Origin of the sequence: Microcoleus sp. Pol7_A1 (assembly GCF_036701085.1) — a bacterium.
Classification (GTDB): Bacteria; Cyanobacteriota; Cyanobacteriia; order Cyanobacteriales; family Microcoleaceae; genus Microcoleus; species Microcoleus asticus.
Genome location: NZ_JAUBQD010000095.1, coordinates 1 through 16820 on the forward strand (window position 1 = coordinate 1; position 16820 = coordinate 16820).

Genomic DNA, 16820 nt, shown 5'->3' on the forward strand with positions numbered 1-16820 from the left:
GAATGGTTTTCTCAGATACTAGCTCAGGCACAAATATGATTTTTTGTCAACTTAATTTAGATGCGTTTACCCTGACTATCCTCCCTATACATCGAAGTATAATCCGATTGAACATCGTTTGTTTCCTCACGTAACCAGAGCCTGTCAAGGAGTAATTTTTACGAGTCTTGAGTTGGTGAAAAAACTCATGGCAAAAACTCATACTAAAACCGGGCTTTCTGTGGTAGTAAATGTAAGCGATAAAATTTATGAAACTGGTCGAAAAGTAGCTAAGGGATTTAAAGAAACAATGAAAATTATTTTTGATGAATATCTACCAAAATGGAATTATCGTGCAGTTCCGACTATTTAGCAGACGCTAATGTTATTAAATTTTCATTCCTAAGTTTGCATAGCTCAAATTTGCCCCACACAAGTTTGCTTCACTTAAGTCTGCTTTACTCAAGTTTGCTCCATATAGGTTAGCCCCAGACAGATTAAAGCCACTCAAGTTTTGCCCGCTCAGATTAACGCTCTGTAAGTTTACCCCAATCAAATTTACCCCTGTGAGGTTAGCACCATCCAAGTTAGCGCCTAAACAGTTTGCCCCACTCAAACTTGCTCCACTTAAGTTAATCCCAATCAACTTGGCATAACTTAAGTTTGTGCCAGTCAAATTTACCCCACTCAAATTCATGCCACTAAGGTTAACTCCTTGAAGGTTTACCCCAGTCAAACTTACCCCTGTTAAGTTAACACCACTAAGATTTGCACCACTAAAGTTGACTTTAGTTACCTTCGATTGGCTTAAATCGGCTCCTGTCAGGTTAGAACTAGCTAGACTTGCTTGAGTTAAGTTAGCTCTACTGAGGTTTGCTGTAGTCAGGTTTGCGATATCTAACTTTGCTTCGCTTAAGTTTGCTTGACTAAAATTAGCCTGAATTAGCCTTGCAGAATACAAGATTGCCTTGGTTAAGTTAGCTCCACTTAAATTAACTTCAATCAAATCAGCGTTTTGCAAGTTTGTTGAGTTCAAGTTCGCGCCTTGCAAGTTAGCTCCAATCAAATTTACCCCAGTCAATTTGGCATTTGCTAGATTGGCACTGCTCAGGTTTGCTTGACTGAGACTGACATTAGAGTCGAAAGTTTTCCCACTTAGATCCACTCCCGTTAGGTTAATCCCTGTAAAGTCGCGTTCTCCGTCTTCATACCGTTTCCAAAATTCCTCAGCACTGATAACGGGTTCCAGATTTTCTAGTGCAGAATCATCTATTTTTTCCTCTTCCTGAGATTGCACAGTATCCGCATTTACAGGAGTAGCAGCCGGCTGTTCTACTGCTTCACTAGATACTGGAATCCGTGTCTCCTCGATCGCCTCTTCGCGCAATAACCGATCGACCCGATCGCTAAACCGCCTCACAACCTCAGCATCATCAACTTTCTCACCAACATTCGAGCTTTTCTCAACCGCATTTTCAACATAATACTTATCTACAAAACTTTGCAACCCAGCATTATATCCCTGTCCTACGGCCTGAAACCTCCATTCGCCATTCTTCTTATACAAGCGTCCAAACTCTAAAGCCGTTTCTTGGGAAAATATCTGATTTAAATTGTACCGAACCAATTCGCTAAGAGTTTCTCGGTTGTAAAGCCTGATAAAAGCATTTGTAACTTGACTAAAACTTTGATTCTTTTCCTGTCCCTCGTGAATAGTCACAACAAACACAATTTCCTGAATCGCCGAATTGATTTTACTCAAATCCACATAAACCGTCTCATCATCTCCATCAATTTGTCCATTCCTGCTGTGTCCTGAATGCCGCACCGAACCGTCCGGCGATGTCAGATTGTTGTAAAATACAAAATACTTTTCATCGGGAATGCGACCGTCTGCCGCTAACATAAAAACAGATGCGTCAATGTCGCAGTTTTGTGCTTTCTGGCTGACTTGCCAACCCAGGGCGATCGCAATTTTACTAAAATTAGGAGTTTCTTTAGAAAGATTGAACCTTTCACCCTTAGTTAATTCGATACTCATATGCGATAATTCCCTTACCTCATAAATGGTATTAGTTATCTCATCTATGTTAACCCGATCGCAAATTGGATTTTATCTCGAAGACATCGAAACCCCAATTGGCAGAACCGTCAATTTAACTCTTACCGGACTCATTCTTTTATCTTCCGCCAGCTTCATCGCCGAAACTTACCCGATTTCGGAATCTGTTAGAATTAATTTCCAAACTCTCGATACTGTTCTTTTAATCGTTTTTGCAGTTGAGTATTTATTGCGGCTGTGGTGTGCCGAAAATCGAGTTAAATTTATTTTTAGTTTTTTTTCAATTATTGATTTGCTGGCAATATTACCATTTTTGCTGGGATTTGTCAACGTTAGTTTTATCCGAATTTTTCGCTGGTTTAGAATTCTCCGACTCATCCGCTTTCTGGAATTAAAAATTTCTATTTTCCGCATCAGCAGCGAAGATGGGGTTATTTTTGCTCGGATTTTGTTTACTTTGCTGGCAATAATTTTTGTTTATTCGGGTTTGATTTATCAAGTCGAACATCCGACCAATCCCAAAGTTTTTAGGACTTTTTTGGATGCTGTTTATTTCTCCGTTGTCACCATGACGACGGTGGGATTTGGCGATGTTACTCCGATTTCGGAATCCGGTCGTTTTCTGACTATTTTGATGATTTTGACCGGAATTGCTCTGATTCCTTGGCAATTGGGGGATTTGATTAAACAATTAGTTAAAAGTGCTAATCAAGTAGAAGCTGTTTGTAAAGGTTGCGGTTGGTCTGTACACGATGCTAATGCCAAATATTGTAAAATGTGCGGCACTCAGTTAGATAATGGTTGACTGCTGACTGTTGACTGTTGACTGTTACAGCAGTTTTCAGTTGAGTGCAGTACAGATAACTGGTAGGGACACGGCATTGCCGTGTCTTGTAGTTCATAAATCTGGAATACGCTGTAACTTCTTCCCTCTTCCTTCTTCCTTCTTTCCTCTTCCCTCTTCCTTCTTCCTTCTTCCCTCTTCCCTCTTCCCTCTTCCCTCTTCCTTCTTCCCTCTTCCTTCTTTAAGCTAAGGGTAACAAAATTTCAAATTGGGTGCCGCTACCTAATTCCGATCGCATTCTGAATGCACCGCCGTGTTTGCCCGTCACGATTTGATAGCTAATTGCTAAACTGGTTTCTTTAAGGGCGCGTTTTTCGGTAGAGAATGATTCTATTATTTTTTTGTACTTGCTAGGTGACATTCCTTGCCCGTTATCTGCTATGCAAATCGAAACCCAGCGAACATGAAGTTTGTCTAAATCGCTGGCAGGTTCGGGACAGCAGACTTGAGTGGTGATTTCAATTTGAGGCTGGCGATCGAAGTCTCTGAGTCCTCCACCTTTAAACTCTTTCGCCAATTCTTGACCGACTGCTTCGTTAATTAATGTATTAATAGCATTGGTCAAGATATTCATAAATACTTGGTTTAGCTGACCTGCATAGCACGGCACTGGCGGCAGGTAGCCGTAGTTTTTTACTACTTTGATTTCCCTGGTCAAACGACTTTTGAGCAGCAAAAGAATGCTGTCTATGTTGGCGTGCAAGTCGGTCGGTTTGGGATAAACATCATCTATGTGGCAGAAGTTTTGCAAACTGCTTGCCAGCTTGCTCAAACGTTCGGCTCCAGATTTGATGCTGGCAACAGTTCGGAGGAAATCGTTTTGCAAAAAGTCATAGTCTATCTCTTCCTTGAGCCGTGCTATTTCCGGGGAGGGTTCGGTACAGTGCGCGTCGTAAACTGAGAGCAACTCCATCAAGTTTTTGCTGTAGTCGCTGACGTAGGTTAAATTGCCCCAAATAAAGCCTACCGGATCTAAAATTTCGTGGGCTACTCCGTTGACTAAACGCCCTAAACTCGCCATTTTTTCGCTTTGAATCATTTGAGTTTGCGCTCTTTCGTAGCGGACTTGAGTTTCTATGCCGCGAATTTGCCAGTAGGCGATGTTTAGCGCGTGAGGGTCTAAGAGGCGATAAGATTGGGAGTCTATTTGGACGACGATTGGTTCTGACTGCAATTCGGGCGATCGGCGCAGAGCTTGTGGGGCTGCTGCCAAAATGGTTGTACTCTCTGCAACCAATAATATTTCGAGGCGAGCGTAACTGTAGAGAACTTTCAGCGGCAGGTGCAAAAATAGCTCGGGGCCTTGGGGTTTGAGCAAATATTCCAGCAGTTGCCTGCGGGATATCATGCCAGCAAACTCTCCTGCTTCTACTAATACGACTCCCGGCACGAGGGGATGCTGTTCAAAAATTTCGGCAACTGCCACGGCCAAGCAGCTCGATTTAACCTGAAAATCATACAGGGGCAAATCCCAGAGGGTAGACTCTAGGGAAAGGTCTTGATGGCTGCCTTCGGAGAGGGAAGGGCTAAGGAGTTTGGAACTGAATTTATTTGCCACTGGAACTTTTAGTTGCCGAAACACGCTGAGAAAGTGAAATTAGAACGTACTACTAAGCTAGCCTATAATTTCACCGCAGGAGCGACCCTGGAGACTGTTCCTGAGTTAATCATATTTTGCCAATTATGGGCAGGAGAATTTCAAATTCGGTGCTCTGGCCCGGCTGCGATCGCATTTTCAGTTGGCCCCCATGCTTTTCTGTAACGATTTGATGGGAGATAGCCAGCCCCATACCGGTGCCTTTGCCTGCTGGTTTAGTGGTAAAAAAGGTCTCAAATATCTGCTGGTGATTTTCTGGGGGAATGCCGGGGCCGTTATCGGCAATGCAAATTGCGACCCGCTTGCCGTGTTCGGTTTCTATGACTTTAGTGGTAATTTCGATTTGGGGCTGCCAGTTGTCCAGGCACTCGGTCTGCATTTCTCGATCGGCTGCGTACTCTGTCAGGGCGTCTAGAGCATTAACTAACAAATTCAAAAACACCTGACTCAACTGACCGGAGTAGCCAGTAACTAGCGGCACTTCACCGTAATTTTTTACCACTTCTATGCTGTTTTTAAAGCGGTTTTTCAGAATTAACAGCGTCATCTCCACGCATTCGTGAATGTCTGTCTCCACTGGCTTTGTCTCGTCCATGTGAGAGAAGTGGTGCAGCCCGTTAACTATTTTTAGCAATTGCGAGGCTCCCAGTTCCATACCTTCTAAGGTGACTGGCAAATCTTCTTGTAAAAAATCAAATTCAATTTCTTCTTTGAGGGCATCAATTCGGGGACACGGTTCCGAATATTCTTCTTCATAAACCGAAATGAGCTGAAGCAAGTGTTCAAAATAGGACAGCAGAAAAGTCAAATTTCCCCAAATACAGTTTAGCGGATTTCTGATTTCGTGAGCTACTTCTGCTACAATTCTCCCCAAACTCGCCATTTTTTCTGTTTGGATTAGTTTGGCTTGGGTTTGTTTGTGGAGCAACTTATTTGTTAATTCGTGAATTCTTGATTGAGCGATTATTAATTGGTGTACGTCTAACAGTTTGTAGATCTGAGGTGCTATTTCCACTACTACAGGTTCGTAAATTAATTCTCCCGATCTGTAAAGCGATTCCTGGGCTGCTTCTACTATTAATTTACTGCCGGGAAGTACCAGCGGAGCTGGCTTGGAAAACTTGTATAATACTTCTATCGGTCGCTTAAAAAACATTTCTAATCCGTAGCGGCGGTTAATTTTTTCATAAAATAGACGCCTGGATATTATGCCTACAAAATTACCCCCCTCTGTCAAAATGACGCCGGGAAGCATGGAATTTTTTTCAAAAGCCTGGGCTACTTCTTTTGCCTGTTGAGTTAATTCAATTTGGCAGTTGTAGAGTGGCAGGTCTAGGAGAGTTGATTCTGAGGATATGTTCCAAGTACAAATTTCAGGTATATGCAACACTGATAACTCCGAGCTAGTCTCACGCACAGCAAACATAGATGAAACCCCTGTTAAATGTTGTATTGATGGATAACTTAAGTTGCTATTAATTGGTAACGGGTAATTGGGAGGGGGTAGTTGCTAATTTGTTAAATTAGAACAGCATCCGATGGGAAAACCCGATCGCACTAGCATTGTGTGCTAAAGATTTTGTTTCTAAATCAATGTTAAACGATCGAAGCTTTTGTGGAACTTACGGAGTTCTGCTGTAAACTTTTTACCATCATATACCTGCGATCGCCTGTTTTCAGAAAATTTTTAATGTTTATCAGGGATTTTTGTTATCTATTATACCATTTTTCCGGTGCTAGTAGGGAATTGGAGAACAGCTTGCGGGTTATCAGTGAATATACGGGCCTGGTTCGAGGGTTCGATGGCCCGGATTGGCGATCGTGGAAGTGACTTGAGGCCCCAACGGTCAAGACTGGGGCCCAGGCCAAAATCCGCATATTGTACAGCAGAAGGAAGTTCGGCAACGGATTCGCTTTCTTCGGATGTAACGGATGGAAGGCTTTAGTTATCTAGCAGAGAAGGAAGAAGCAATCTTCGGCAAGGGTTTGTGCAATTGAGAACGTTCTAACCGTCTTGGCGGTTGCTATACCACTCAAAAGAAATGCAACTTTAGGCAACTTCCAACCTTGATGGCAGTCAGTTTTTTGCAATCTGCAATCTGGAATCTGCAATCTGGAATCTGCAATCTCAAATCTCAAATCGTCTTAGGGTTCCACATCCGGCCAAAGGCGTTCTAGCTGATACCGCCAAGCCGCGAGAGTATTTTCGCGAGACTCTCGCCCTAATTCCATTTCACCCATCAATCCCTCTGCGTAGAAACGGTCTAAAGTCTGAAGGGTAGTTTCGACAGACTGTCCCTGCATCTTCGCAGCTTTGATGATTTGACGGATGCGGCTTTCTATCAAACCGCCGAAAAAGTCGGACAAACCTCGCTCTTGCAAAGCCAGCAGTCTGGCGACGGCGGCCGAGAAATCTGCGGCGGCGAGTGTGGCACAACTGTGCTGAAATACTCCCCACACAACGTTTTGATGTATGGCGTAGCGAGTTTCCAGGGTGGTGTCAAAGTTAGCTTCTAGCAGTTTATCAAAAAATGGTTGAGCTTCCTGGGCGTCGGCGATCGGCAGCAAAATCCGCAGCCAACTCTCCTCTTCTGAAAGGAGGACTAACAGGCGAAATTTGGGAGTTTCTACTTGCCAAGAAGTAGCAGCAGGCGTCTGAACACTGTCACCAAATAAGTCTTTAAGGGTATTGCTAATTTCTTCGGGAGTCATGCGAATTTTAGATTTTTGGTTTGAGGTTTTAGATGTGAAATTGCAGGCTGGTGAGTTGGTTTCAAAGTTTGTAATATTTACCAGTATCGCCTAGTATCAACTCAATTTCAAATCTCAAATCTCAAATCTCAAATCAATTTAGTAAAAGTAGAGTGCGCCTCGGCGCACATTTCAACGCCCGGTGCGCACGGATCGCCTTACCCTCTTGATATTTACCAATATCGGTCAATCTAAAATTTCAAATCTCAAATCGATTTAGGGGAGCCAGCGGGGGTGATAGCCGGCAAAGGGCAGTTCTTCTGGCTGTAGTTTTGCGGGAGAACCGTCTGCGGGTGTTTCTAGTAAGGGTAGCAGCCAGAGGCGGCTGGTGGCGATCGACTGTCCGCTATCGTTGCGGGGACTATCTGCTGCTGAGGGCTTTGCTGATGCGACTGATTGGTCGAAAATTAATGCCAGCCCGTCGGGAGATAAACTGATTTGGGTATCTAATTGGTTGGGCAAAACCAGCAGCGGTTTGATGGTGCCTACCAAACGAGTGCCCTCTTTTTTAAGGTCGATGGCGGCGATGAAAGGCTGTTCTTTGTAGCTTTCTGTTGTGAGGCGTTGGGTTAAAAAACAGTAGAGACGCTGAAATTGGTTGTCTTTGTCTTTGCGGGGGTCGAAATAAACGCCGATAATGCTGCCGGGAATTCGCAATATTTCTTGTTCTGCACCTTGGTTGTCTAAGATGAAAAGCGATCGAGTAAAGTCGCTGTTGTATTTAACATATGCGGCGGCGGAGTTGTCGCGGGCCATGCCCAATACTTGTTCGTATTTTGGCAAAAATTCTACTGGGTCTGCTTCCGGTTTGAGGGGGACGATCGCTAATCCTTGTTTTTGAGATATTACCATCGATTTGCTGTCGGGGCGAATCAGAAAATCTCCGCCTTGTTGATTTTCCAAGGGTCGGGGAGGCACTTTTTCTTCCAAAATCCAAGGACTGAAATCGCCGGGATTGCGGCGGTTGACGCGCTGGATAACTATGATTTTTCCGTCGGCTGAGAGGTCGAATTTGAGGTTTTGGTAATCTTTGGCATCTAATAGTTTGTCAAGTCTACCTGCTGGCTGCGGCTGAGATTCTACTCCTGGAGATTGAGGGTTGAGACCGGTTGTGACTGTGAATAGTTCTTGATTTAGGGTGCCGCCACTACGGGCGATCGATCGATCTGTAGCTGAGAATAAAATGCGATCGCTGTCAGGATACGGTTTAAAATCAGTTACTACTAAATCTTTGGGAGTCAGCGGTATCGGTTTTGAGTCGCTGCTGGTGAGATTGACTAGCATTAATCTGCTTTCTGTTTCGCCTTGGACGCCGATGTAAGCAAAAGCTCGATCGCGGCTGCGAAAGGAACTGCTAAACGGTTGAATTGGCGTTCCTTTATTTTGGTTGTTTTCTCCGAAATACTTATCGGTTGCTCCGGCGAGTTTTACTGTGTAGGTAACGCCGTAGGGTGCTGGATCTTTGAGGGTGTAAGCCATGCGCCTTCCAGCCCAACTAAATTTACCGGGGAGGGGGGGTTCTAGCTTTAAGTTTTCCTCGACGCTGGAGTGGTTCATCGGTCGAAAGAAGGTGAGGATAAAGCCGGTATCTTCGGCGCCGATTTGTTTGTTTTCCCAGGTAAATTCTCGCACTCTGGGTGCTGTGCGATCGCCGCTCAGCAGTAGCAGTCCCATTAATAGGCTCAGCACTAGCATGAGGGCGATCGCCGTGCGGTCGATCGGCTGTTTGAATGGCAGAATAGCGAAGGGTGAAGGATTAATTTTTTTGTTAAAAATACTCACAAATCTTTCTCTCCTATTTCTGCTGAAAATTAACTACCAAATTTTCCCTCTTAAATTTTACAGTCCTAGATGCACTCCCTACCCTCAGAAACCCATTTTTTCTACCAGCGAAAAGGACTGCAACGAAGTATGTTGGTAAAAAACTCGGTTTCTGAAAGTTTTGCTGCCTCCAGGACTGAATTAAAATCACGATCTAAAATCGGTGGAGTCTGCTGCACGTCCAACAGCCTCCACCGATTTTAGATGTGAAATTTGAGATTTTAGCTTGTATGGTGCCTCAGAGCTAAAAATTGCTCGATCCAGAGAGGTTTTGGCGATCGTATCGCACCCTACCATTGTTCCAGTTGCGTCAAGCACTGTTTGAGCTTTGAGATTTTTAATTCCATCTCAAATCGCCAATTCTTTAACAGGTTGAGGGTTAACACTGGCGCTCTACCCCTCCTACTAATAATCATGACGACTACTTAGCTGAGATCCCTTTCACGAATCCTTGACAATGGGTATCTTGGAACTATTATTAACGGCTGACAGTGTATACGGCGATTCAGGTTCGGGATATAGCTTAGAATATTTGCTATCGTAATGCCTGACCTCAAAATAGTTTAAGTTTGACGGGTGAGGCTTATATATGGTGAAACATTCCAACAGACAAAAAGTTGCGGCACTCTCTAAAAGCCCGACATTCACTACTTGATTTTTGAAGATGCGACCTGATTTTATCCACTGTTTCATCTGGTTTCTTGACAAACAGTAAAATGCTGAATGAGGATTGTTAAACTCCGCAAATTTTACACCTTCTATCTCTACACTAGATAGCTGATTCCACAATAGCGGCTGCTGTATTGTCAAATCAATATATCTCTTAGTTCCTTGATCCATTTCATAACGGTTTGGGTAAAGAATAGCATTCTCATACCCGCTTTGTCGGTTAAAATTTTCTAATTTTTCTAGAATGAAAGCATCGTACAAAACAATGTCATCTTCTATGAATAAAAACCAGTCAAATTTTTCTACTCTTTCGACAAATTCTTCCTGAAGTCTAAACTCTACCAACATGGGGTCGCATTCAGGGCCTTCTTGTATCTGAATGCACTTAATTTGATATTCAGGTAAGTACGCTGTAACGTGCCTGTTTGGTAGAGTTTGGATCGCAATAGTCAGGTCGCAATGAGCAAAACTCGTCAACAGTCCATCTATTGTGTGCCTGAGTCTCTCAATTTTTTCTGTGGCTTTTTCTGGATTGTTAGATTCTTCAACGGATGTAATGTGTGCGACAGCCGCAAAGACTTTGGGCCGTGGTTTTTCGGGCTGTTCGTTTTCTTTGAATAAATCTATAATGCGATCTCTTTGATAAAAAAACATCAGTTTAGTATACCTCGTGGCAACTCGCGATATTTCTTGTAACAAAGCCAGTTGTAAAAAGATAAAGTGCATTACTTTTCTTCTGGTATTTTTTTCGCTTGACATATAGACAATCTCCTTTTTGTTTACTGAAATAGGGTATTGATTGGAATTAAATCCATCGGTGATATTTTATCGATTGGCAGACCCAAACCAAAAGTGACTCTACACCAAAGTAGAGTTGCCAGCACCCCTACAAACAGCCCTGTTAATTGAAGATCCTGCCAAAAACAAGTTAGTCCTTCCCGCCACAAACCGTAGTTAGTTACTATATAGGTAGGAAGGTCGCCGAGAGCTACAGCAATCACGGCACCTAAATTACCTTTTAAGTGGTATCCCAGCGGTATACTTATACATAGATTCACAAAAGTCAGCAGATTGCCCATAGCTGGGTACTGAGACTTTCCTACGGCTAACAGACAAGAACCCATCATATTGTGGAGGGTAGTGTGCCAGATACCTAAAGCCAAAATTGGCATCATCCAAGATGCAGCCCAATACTCTTTCCTGTACAGTATTAAAATTAACTGGTCTCCAAAGGTCACAAAAATTGCTAAACCTACGGCTAACGGTATTAGAATTAGCTTGCGGTTCTTGAGTATCTTCGCGCGCAACTCCTGTCGGGGCAACTCTGCCAGCATAGAAATCGAGGGAAAAATCACCCTGCCGCTAATGGCGATGATGACTTGGCGCGGCATATCGCCGAGAGTAAAAGCGATGCCGTAAATGCCCAACATTGTTAAAGTAAATATTTTCCCGAGGATGAGTCTATCGGCTTGAGAACACAAGAAAAACAAAGCCGTAGACACAAATATCCATTTGCCATAAGAAAATATTTCTTTAGCTGCTTCTTTATCCCAAGCAAAGCGGTTTGACTTGCCGGGAATCAAAAAATGGCTCCATACTAACTCCATTACAGCTCCAGTCAAGCCGCCGGCAATGATGGCCCAGATGCTGCGATCGAACCAGGCCCAGACAATCATTACTATAGTAGAAACAATCTGTATGCCCAACTCAAAAATTACTACTTCCTTCACTGCCATTTTGCGTTCTAGGCTGGATGTGGCTGTGGATTTAAACCCTCCTATTACGGAATTTATACCTATTATTGGAATCAACCACAGGAGACGGGGATCTCCATAAAAACTAGCAACAGGCTGGGTAATTATAACCAAACAAATCCAAATGAAAAAGCTGCGAATAACTTGCAGCGTCCAAGCGGTATTGAGAAATTCAGGATCTTCGCCGCGTTTGTTCTGGATGATGCTTGGGCCTAGACCGATGTCTGAGAATAAGTTAATCCCTGTGATGAAAACGTAGGCTAGACCTACTAGACCAAATAATTCGGGCAAAAGCAGACGCGTCAGGATTAAGTTGCTGGCAAATCGGATAATTTGACTGCTTCCATAGCTGGCGATCGTCCAGATAGCACCTTTGATAGCTAATTTTTTTTCTGATGACATATACTCAGAATTTATTTCCTAATTACGAGTGTAGTTGCTGAATTTGTTATTTGCAACTCCTACAGGATGCTGCTGCCACTTTTATAGCTGACTGTACAGTATCTTTATTTGTATACGGAGGACGGGTCTTGAGTGTCCATGTCGCAATAAAGCTAAAAATTTAATCTCATACTTACTCAATACCTAATAATCATAAGGATTTTTTGGTTCGGGAATTGGTTTGAGGGAGGATGCTTGAATGATTAATTTGCGCTTGCCTTGCAGTTCTTCTACGATCGTTTCTCCTTCTATTTCTAGCCAACTGTCTGGGGCAAATGTGGCCCGGCTTTGACCGATCAGTAATTTTACCGGCAACCCGATCGGATAGGCGTCTGCCGCGCAGCAGGTAATGATAAAACGCCCGATCCACATATATTGTTCTGTTATGTTGGGGGGGTGAATTACAAATCCTTGAACTTTGACTTTTTGACCTCTGTATGTATCGGGCTCGGGATTGAAATTCAACAGCCGCACCCATTCGACGAGCGATCGCTTTTCTGGTTGGGTACTATTGCGAAATTCTTGGGGTTGCAGTCTGGTGATTGGCAGAGATTCGGTGAGGCCTCGTTCTAATGCTGTCTGGCTGGTAAAAGTGCGTGGCGTTGTTAGTAAACCTATTAATGCGACGCTCAACATTAAGGTGCTGCCGATACTGGGGGGAAACAAAGTAACGTGTTCAACTTCTGTGATTCTGAGAGAGTTATTTGCTGCTGATGTCCGCGATTGCTTTGTGGTGCGATCGAGTTTTACGAGTTCCCAAGTTTTTAACCCGCCAATAACCATTAAGCCGATTCCTCCCGCTAGAGTCAACCCAAAGTAATTGGGGTGAATGAGAATGCTTAATTTGCCGGTGATCCAATATTTGAGGAGCAGTATTCCCCACGCTAAGATAGCTAGGGCGTCCAGCCAGGGGCTAATTTTTTTAAGATTCATTTTGTAAGAGTCATGGGGAAGGAAGAGGCAAGAAGCAAGATAAAAGAGGGAAGAGGGAAGAGAAAAAACACCTATCCGTAGCTCGGTGACTTCCGTATCGTGAATCAAGGTAATTGAAAAGGGAAAAGCGAAAATGGTATTAGTTGTTTGTTTGAGCTAATTTATTAACCTAAATGCAAGTTGACAGCGAGGGTCATTAAAAAGGTTAACTGAGCTGCCAAGACAATTATGTAAACTACGGCTCGACTTTTAAAAATTGACAGCATTAAACCGATGCCTTTGAGGTCTATCATCGGGCCGAAAACGAGAAAGGCTAACAGCGAACCGCTGGTAAATGTGGAAGCAAAAGACAGGGCAAAAAAGGCATCTACTGTAGAACAAATCGATACGACAGCCGCTAATAGCAGCATGGCGAGAATTGAGGAAACGGGGCCTTGACCGAGGTTGAGAATTAGTTCGCGGGGTGCGCCAACTTGAATGATGGCTGCGATCGCACTTCCGATTACCAACACTCCTCCCAATTCGCGCAACTCCTGTACCATCGTGTTTAAAAGCAGGCGCAGACGCTCTTTAGAAACGCGGTGGAACATAGACGAACGTTTCGAGGTTTTTTCTGTTTTGCCTGTTGGTAATGGCTTCCAGTCGTCTTGTAGCAAAGATTCGATCGGCACTGCCCCCCCCGGCTGACCGAGCATAAATGTTCCCGACTGCAACAGCACCGGAGTGTTGGCTTGGACGAGCTCTTTTTCGGAAAACTCTGGTTTTGGCAAGGGGATGGCGCGGGCTACAGAAGCTTGCAGCAGAGGCCGCAAGTCTTTTTGGGCGCTGAATACCCAGCCGATAATTGTGGCTGTGACTAGGGAAAATACCACCCGCAAAACTACAATTTCTGGCTGATCGCGAAATGCCGTCCAAGTAGCCCAAATTACCACGGGGTTGATGGTGGGGGCCGCGAGCAAAAAGCCGATCGCCGCTGGTGCGGGCACTCCCTGCATCAGTAACCTGCGGGCTACGGGCACGTTACCGCACTCGCACACGGGAAACAAAAAGCCGATCGAACTGCCCATCAAAGCCCCCAGCAGCGGGTTTCGCGGGATGCGCGATACGAGTTTGCGTTCGTCTACAAACCCCAGCAGCAAACCTGAAAATAAAACTCCGAGCAGCAGAAAAGGTATTGCCTCTACTAACAAGCTGAGAAAAAGGGTAAAAGCATTGTTTAACTGATTTGTTAAGCCCGGTTGCATCGATCACCTACTGGTAGATTGCTATTTAGTTATACGTCTTTGGTAGAACTCCTTGTAGATCATACCAAAGCATAGCACTAAGTTAAGATCCAGTTAATTTTTTTTTGCCTTTTTTTTGCGGCATTTTGTAGACATTCTAATTTAATCAAGGCTGATGCCTTGAATGATTTTGACTGGTTAAACTTGTTTAAATTTGACTGAATTTTTCTTCATATCCGCCTCGTACAGCCAATCAATAATTGACTCTGCCAACCGTCGCCGATTTGATGGATCTTTCGGTTAACAATGGTTGATTGTAGAACAACTGCCTGGGCTGATTTTGGAGATTGCGGGCGAGGTTGACTGTTTTATATTATGTGCGATCGAAGAATTGCTATAAAATTGGTTTGTAGTGAGGACTAAAGTCCTCACTACAAACCGATAGAGGACTCACACGCGGGTGTGACTGGCATACCTACCGTTACGGGGGGTTGCGAGTACCGGATCGGGGAGATAGGATGAAATCGCCTCAAATGCCTTAGCTTGCGGGGAGCCCAGCTATCGCGCTTAGCGACCTAAAACTCAGGGACGCGATCGCCCTGGCTTTGTGCTTTTAACTTGTTTAATTTCGCTGTATCGCAGAGGCGATCGGGCAATTCCGATTTTCTTCTATTGTCAATCAATTAGTCAATCAATTATATTTCTCAGTATAATAATTTATTAACAAAAGGTTAAGACGATAACTTAAGGTTAATGAATAGTTAAATAGTCGAACCAAGCGTTAATACCGCTCAAGTCAGTATAAAATAAAGTCAGGTATAATTACCAGGGCGCATTTATCTCGGTTATACTCAATCTTGCCTAATACTTTAAGTGGTAAAATTTCATTTACTACAGTCAGTTTTTTGTGTAATTTAAAATGCAGTTTGCTAGGCGAATGCCGATCGAAGCAGTCAGCAACTCACTTGCTGACCTTTGGTAGCTGAAGGTCTGCTGGCAAATAGAACCCTAAAAAAGCGTGCTGATGAATTTATGTTGAATACCTCCTGCGTAGAAAGACCAGTCCAAACCACGTCCCAGGCTTCCATCAGAGAACTTTGTTTAGACTCTACTCTCCAAGAATTGTCGCTTTACGATTTTCAGGTAGAAGCTACGGATTGGGGAATGCAAATTTCCCAGATGTTAGAATCTAATCCGCTGTTACCGGGAGTCATTGTGACCCATCAAGGTGAGTTTGCCGGTATGATTTCCCGGCGGAGATTTTTAGAATTTATCAGCCGTCCTTTTGGGCGAGAATTATTTTTAAAGCGGCCTGTTAGCGCTTTGTATCGGTTTGCCGAAACTGAGAATTTAATTTTTCCCAGCAATACTTTAATCGTGGATGCAGCCAGGAAGTCGCTGTTGCGATCGAAAGAACTGCTTTACGAACCGATTGTAGTTCAAGTGTCGCCTCAAACTTATACTTTGCTAGACGTACACGAACTGTTAGTAGCCCAATCCAACATTCACGAACTAGCGACAAAATTGCTGAGGCAGCAAACTCAATCTCAACTAATTCAAACCGAAAAACTAGCCAGTTTGGGGCAGATGGTAGCTGGAGTCGCCCACGAAATTAGAAATCCCGTCACCTGCATCAGGGGAAATATTGGCTTTTTGTCCAACTACTCGAAAGACATCATGGATTTGCTGTCTGCTTACGAACACATTGTCGGTGACAGCGAAAAAATTGACGGATTCAAAAAAAACATAGACTTCGATTTTTTGCAAAAAGATTGGGTGGAAATTCTCAAAAGTATGAAAGTTTCATCCGAGAGGCTGACCGAACTCGTCACCAGCTTGCACACTTTTTCTCACATGGACGAAGCCCGCTTGAAACAAGCTAACATCCACGAATGTATTGACAGTACGCTGCTAATTATGAAAAACCGTCTTAAGTACGAGATTGAAGTAGTTAAAAGTTATGGTGATTTGCCTTTATTCAAGTGTTACTCTGGTCAGTTGAGCCAGGTATTTATGAATATTATCAGCAATGCGATCGACGCTTTGGAAGAGGTAAAAGGAGAAAAAGGTTTTGTGCCTGCGATTACTATTGAAACCGAGGTAATAGACAGTTCTGACGGAGACTGCGTGAATTCGGAATTAATTCAAAACTATGTTATGGGCGATCGACAAAATTCAAAACAGCTATCCTCCGCCAGCCAAAACTGCGATTTCAGCCCAGAAGCAAGCGAAACAAATCAAAATAACGCTTGGATAGCCATCCGAATTGCCGATAACGGGCCGGGAATTCCGCCAGAAATTCAGCGGCGGATTTTTGAGACATTTTTCACCACTAAACCCGCCGGGAAAGGTACCGGTTTGGGGTTGGCAATTACCCATCAAATTGTTACGGAAAAGCATAAAGGCAAGTTAAATTTGCATTCTACGCCCGGTACAGGTACTGAATTTGAAATTTTGTTGCCATTGATTTGAAGCAATAAGTCATATCAAATCTATTAGCATCGCAATTATTCCTATCTCTGTTCTCGACCTCTGCATGAATCAGCGTCAATCTCTTGTCATCTGCGGTTAATAAATTTTCTTGTTTTCACCGCAGATACAGGCAGATTAACACTGATTAACGCAGATGAATTAGATCGATTCCGGTTGCACCATCCGTGATTGTTGACTAGACATCTCCGAAAACAGTCAAAGCCTCTGTGTAGTTAAGCTCCTTGACGTAAATGTAATTATCCTAAATTAGCTA

The 16820-nt window shown here is 43.6% G+C and carries 12 protein-coding genes and 1 pseudogene; 3 read left to right on the forward strand and 10 right to left on the reverse strand.

What is annotated here, in order from left to right:
- Positions 1-88: 88 nt before the first annotated feature.
- Positions 89-352: pseudogene (locus QUA20_RS29615) on the forward strand (ISAzo13-like element transposase-related protein); the annotation flags it as partial.
- Positions 353-367: 15 nt separating this feature from the next.
- Here QUA20_RS29615 and QUA20_RS29620 read toward each other — a convergent pair.
- On the reverse strand, positions 368-2020 hold the full coding sequence (locus tag QUA20_RS29620; protein WP_333193816.1) for a pentapeptide repeat-containing protein: 1653 nt from the start codon (positions 2018-2020) through the stop codon (positions 368-370).
- A gap of 25 nt (positions 2021-2045) precedes the next feature.
- Here QUA20_RS29620 and QUA20_RS29625 point away from each other — a divergent pair, with 25 nt between their 5' ends.
- Entirely contained in the window at positions 2046-2846 is an 801-nt protein-coding gene (locus tag QUA20_RS29625) for an ion transporter (RefSeq protein ID WP_333193817.1), read from the forward strand.
- Between the two features lie 220 nt (positions 2847-3066).
- Here the strand turns inward: QUA20_RS29625 and QUA20_RS29630 are convergent, their stop codons facing one another.
- The 9 genes from QUA20_RS29630 to QUA20_RS29670 all read right to left on the reverse strand — a co-directional run bounded on the left by QUA20_RS29630 (position 3067) and on the right by QUA20_RS29670 (position 14095).
- Positions 3067-4443, reverse strand: coding sequence for a HAMP domain-containing sensor histidine kinase (locus tag QUA20_RS29630; protein WP_333193818.1), 1377 nt, complete (start codon positions 4441-4443; stop codon positions 3067-3069).
- Positions 4444-4552: 109 nt separating this feature from the next.
- Positions 4553-5908, reverse strand: a complete 1356-nt coding sequence (locus QUA20_RS29635; RefSeq protein WP_445304731.1) for a sensor histidine kinase — start codon at positions 5906-5908, stop codon at positions 4553-4555.
- Between the two features lie 719 nt (positions 5909-6627).
- Entirely contained in the window at positions 6628-7194 is a 567-nt protein-coding gene (locus tag QUA20_RS29640; protein ID WP_333193822.1) for a hypothetical protein, read from the reverse strand.
- A 255-nt stretch (positions 7195-7449) separates the two neighbouring features.
- Positions 7450-9015 carry a hypothetical protein gene (locus tag QUA20_RS29645; RefSeq protein ID WP_333193824.1) on the reverse strand — a complete coding sequence of 522 codons (1566 nt, stop codon included), beginning with the start codon at positions 9013-9015 and terminating at the stop codon, positions 7450-7452.
- A 186-nt stretch (positions 9016-9201) separates the two neighbouring features.
- Positions 9202-9372 carry a hypothetical protein gene (locus QUA20_RS29650; protein ID WP_333193826.1) on the reverse strand — a complete coding sequence of 57 codons (171 nt, stop codon included), beginning with the start codon at positions 9370-9372 and terminating at the stop codon, positions 9202-9204.
- A gap of 123 nt (positions 9373-9495) precedes the next feature.
- The gene (locus QUA20_RS29655; protein WP_333193827.1) at positions 9496-10482 is read right to left on the reverse strand and encodes a hypothetical protein; all 987 of its coding nucleotides are present in this window, start codon (positions 10480-10482) and stop codon (positions 9496-9498) included.
- A 20-nt stretch (positions 10483-10502) separates the two neighbouring features.
- On the reverse strand, positions 10503-11879 hold the full coding sequence (locus tag QUA20_RS29660) for an oligosaccharide flippase family protein (RefSeq protein ID WP_333193829.1): 1377 nt from the start codon (positions 11877-11879) through the stop codon (positions 10503-10505).
- Between the two features lie 183 nt (positions 11880-12062).
- Entirely contained in the window at positions 12063-12851 is a 789-nt protein-coding gene (locus QUA20_RS29665; RefSeq protein ID WP_333193830.1) for a TIGR03943 family putative permease subunit, read from the reverse strand.
- A gap of 164 nt (positions 12852-13015) precedes the next feature.
- Positions 13016-14095, reverse strand: coding sequence for a permease (locus QUA20_RS29670; RefSeq protein ID WP_172186365.1), 1080 nt, complete (start codon positions 14093-14095; stop codon positions 13016-13018).
- Between the two features lie 1011 nt (positions 14096-15106).
- Here QUA20_RS29670 and QUA20_RS29675 point away from each other — a divergent pair.
- The gene (locus QUA20_RS29675) at positions 15107-16546 is read left to right on the forward strand and encodes an ATP-binding protein (protein WP_333193832.1); all 1440 of its coding nucleotides are present in this window, start codon (positions 15107-15109) and stop codon (positions 16544-16546) included.
- Positions 16547-16820: the final 274 nt, after the last annotated feature.